4 protein-coding genes are annotated in these 3,043 nt (G+C 64.7%); 3 read left to right on the top strand and 1 reads right to left on the bottom strand.

The annotated features are described in order from the left end of the window. The coding region (locus tag A5779_RS02260) for an amino acid ABC transporter permease (RefSeq protein WP_131811553.1) at positions 1-650 on the top strand (650 nt) is incomplete at its 5' end. Next, complete coding sequence (locus A5779_RS02255; protein ID WP_064878514.1) at positions 647-1,420, top strand: amino acid ABC transporter ATP-binding protein; 774 nt, start codon at positions 647-649, stop codon at positions 1,418-1,420. The genes A5779_RS02260 and A5779_RS02255, both read left to right, overlap by 4 nt. Before the next feature lies 1 nt (position 1,421). Here the strand turns inward: A5779_RS02255 and A5779_RS02250 are convergent, their stop codons facing one another. Beyond that, positions 1,422-2,024, bottom strand: a complete 603-nt coding sequence (locus tag A5779_RS02250; RefSeq protein WP_064878511.1) for a TetR/AcrR family transcriptional regulator — start codon at positions 2,022-2,024, stop codon at positions 1,422-1,424. Positions 2,025-2,128: 104 nt separating this feature from the next. On the opposite strand from A5779_RS02250, the gene A5779_RS02245 reads away from it, so the two are divergent. Further along, the gene (locus A5779_RS02245) at positions 2,129-3,016 is read left to right on the top strand and encodes an alpha/beta fold hydrolase (protein ID WP_064878509.1); all 888 of its coding nucleotides are present in this window, start codon (positions 2,129-2,131) and stop codon (positions 3,014-3,016) included. Positions 3,017-3,043 lie beyond the last annotated feature (27 nt).

The following is a 3,043-nucleotide window of genomic DNA, read 5'->3' as shown; positions in this document are numbered from 1 at the left end:
ACAGGTTCAAGGGCACCTTCCCGATCCTGATGACCGGCCTCAAGATGACGCTGATCCTGACAGTGGTGTCGATCGCCATCGCGCTGGTGCTCGGCGTCATCTTCGGGCTCTGCCGGGTGTCGCGGTCGATCATCTTGCGGGCGATCGGCACCACCTTCGTCGACATCTTCCGCGGCACACCACTGCTGGTGCAGGCCTTCTTCATCTACTTCGGCATTCCTACCGCGCTGGGCTTCCAGATGACGGCGCTGACCGCGGGCATCATCACGCTCTCGCTCAACGCCGGGGCCTACATGACCGAGATCGTGCGCGGCGGAATTCAGGCGGTGGACAAGGGTCAGATGGAGGCGGCCCGCAGTCTGGGCATCGGGTACTTACCAACAATGCGCAAAGTCATTCTGCCGCAGGCGATCCGGACGATGATTCCGTCGTACATAAATCAGTTTGTCATCACCCTCAAGGACACCTCGATCCTGTCGGTGATCGGTATCGCCGAGCTGACCCAGACCGGGCGCATCATCATCGCCGGGAACTATCAGTCATTCAAGATGTGGTTGATCATCGGCATCATCTACTTCGTCGTCATCATGGCGCTCACGAAGTTCTCTGACAGAATCGAGAGCCGGCTCGTAGGAGGCAGAGGGAAATGACCCAGCTGGTACCGGAAGCCGCGGCCGCCGAGCCCGAGGGCGCCGTCAAGATCCGCATCGAGGGGCTCAAGAAGTCATTCGGCGACCTGGTGGTGCTCGACGGCATCGACACCACCATCAGCAAGGGCGAGGTGGTCTGCGTCATCGGACCGTCGGGATCGGGCAAGTCGACCTTCCTGCGGTGCCTCAACAAGCTCGAGGACATCACCGCGGGCAAGGTCACGGTCGACGAGTTCGACCTGACCGACCGGAGGGTGAACCTGGACAAGGTCCGTCAGCACATCGGCATGGTCTTCCAGCACTTCAACCTGTTCCCGCACATGACCGTGATCGACAACGTCACGCTGGCCCCGCTGTTGACCAAGAAGATGGACAAGGCCACGGCAGAGAAGCGGGCCGTCGAGCTCCTGACTCAGGTCGGGCTGGCGGAGAAGGCCCATGTCAAACCCGCCACGTTGTCGGGTGGACAGAAGCAGCGCGTCGCGATCGCCCGCGCCCTGGCGATGAACCCGTCGATCATGTTGTTCGACGAGGCCACCAGCGCGCTGGACCCTGAGATGGTCGGCGACGTGCTGCAGGTGCTGCGTGACCTGGCCGAGGGTGGCATGACGATGGTGGTGGTGACGCACGAGATGGGTTTCGCCCGCGAGGTGGCCTCCCGGGTGATCTTCATGGCCGACGGCAACATCGTCGAGGACGACTCGCCGTCCGAGGTGTTCGACAACCCAAAACATCCTCGGCTTCAGGAGTTCTTGTCGAAGGTGCTGTAGCTCAGCCGACGAACAGCCCGTCGACCAGTGCCCGGGCCACTACGCCCGCGTCGCGCCGGGCCGCGGCCGGATCGTCGGCGGTCGCGATCAGCAGGGCCGCCTCGTCCAGCGCCCCGATGATCATCGACGCCAGGGTCTCGACGGGAAGGTCGGGGAGTTCACCGGCCTCGACGGCGCTGCGGATGCCGTCGCGCAGGGCGCCGAGGTAATTGCGGTTGTCGATCTCGCGCATCTGAGCGAATCCCAGTGCGGCCGGCGCCTGCAACACGCTGATTCGGGCCACGGTGGGGTCGAGGCAGCCGTCAAGGAACTCCTCGATGCCTGCCTCGAGTTGGCCGCGGCTGGTGGCATAGGCCAGCGCCGCGGGGAGCACCCGTTGTGCCAATTGGCCTTCCACATCCTCGTAGACCGCTCGGAACACCGCCTCCTTGGTGGGGAAGTGGTAGTACAGGGCGTTTCGGGTCACGGCCGCGACGCGCGCGATGTCCCCGGTGGAGACGGCCGCGTAGCCCCGTTCGACGAACAGTGAGCGCGCCGCGGCGACCAGCGCCGAGCGGGTGACCTCACTGCGTTGTTCGCGGCCGTCGCGTCCATCTTCACTCACGGGGAAATTTTAACAAGCTGTATGTATTGATGTTCTGCCAATGATGTGTTTGCATACAGTCTGTATTGATTTATGTCCGATGCTCGCGGCGAGAGGACAGGCAGATGGACACACTCAGCTCCCGGCGGACGGTCTCGTTGCCCTGTGGTCCGGTCGGCGTGCGCGAATGCGGTGACGGCCGTCCGGTCGTCCTGCTGCACGGACTTGTTGCCAACGGATTGGTCTGGCGTCACGTGGCTGACGGCCTCGGAGGCGGAATCCGTTGTATCGCACCCGATCTGGCGCTCGGATCGCACACCCCGGCGTTGCCCGACGCCGATCTCACCCTGCCCGGGCTGGCCCGGACCGTCATCGACCTGCTCGACGCCCTGGAGATCCCGCAGGCAGTGCTCGTCGGCAACGGCTACGGCGGCGACATCGCCCAGGTGGCCGCCGCGTGCTACCCGCAGCGGGTCGAGGCCCTGGTGCTCGTCGCCACCAACGCCTTCGACTCCGATCCGTGGCCGGTGAAACTGCTGTCCCGGCTCGCCTCGCTGCCCGGTGCCGGACTGCTGCAGTCGGCATTGATCGGTCTGAAACCCGTGCAACGTCTCCGGATCACCTATGGCGGCGCGACCAAGCGTCCCATCCCGGCCGACATCATGGCCTCCTACCTGCAGCCGCTGCGCAGTGATCCTTTGGTGCGGAACGATTTCCGGCGTTTCCTCGGTGGGTTGTCGCCGGCGTACCTGGCGGAGTACTCACCCCGGCTGGCCGACTACGATCGACCCGCGCTCGTGGTCTGGCCACGCGAGGAGCGTTATTTCCCCGCCGAAGGGGCCTCGCGTCTGGCGCAGACGCTGCCGCAGGCCGCGCTCCAATTCATCGACGACTCCTATGCCTGGGTGCCAGAGGACAATCCGGCGCCGTTGGTGGGTCTGCTCGATGAATTCTTCCGGCGCCTCGACCGTCGGGCCGAACCCGATCAGCCCGCCTCGACCACGTTGGACTGACCCGAATTGCTCACCTCGGGTTCCCCA

This window comes from Mycolicibacterium peregrinum, from assembly GCF_001665625.1.
In the GTDB taxonomy this organism is placed as follows: Bacteria; Actinomycetota; Actinomycetes; order Mycobacteriales; family Mycobacteriaceae; genus Mycobacterium; species Mycobacterium peregrinum_B.
This window is presented reverse-complemented; position numbering and strand designations above follow the sequence as displayed.

What these genes read in the sequence shown, in the direction of transcription:
- A5779_RS02245 (WP_064878509.1), top strand. Translation starts at nt 2,129, where the DNA reads ATGGACACACTCAGCTCCCGGCGGACGGTCTCGTTGCCCTGTGGTCCG.
- A5779_RS02255 (WP_064878514.1), top strand. Translation starts at nt 647, where the DNA reads ATGACCCAGCTGGTACCGGAAGCCGCGGCCGCCGAGCCCGAGGGCGCC.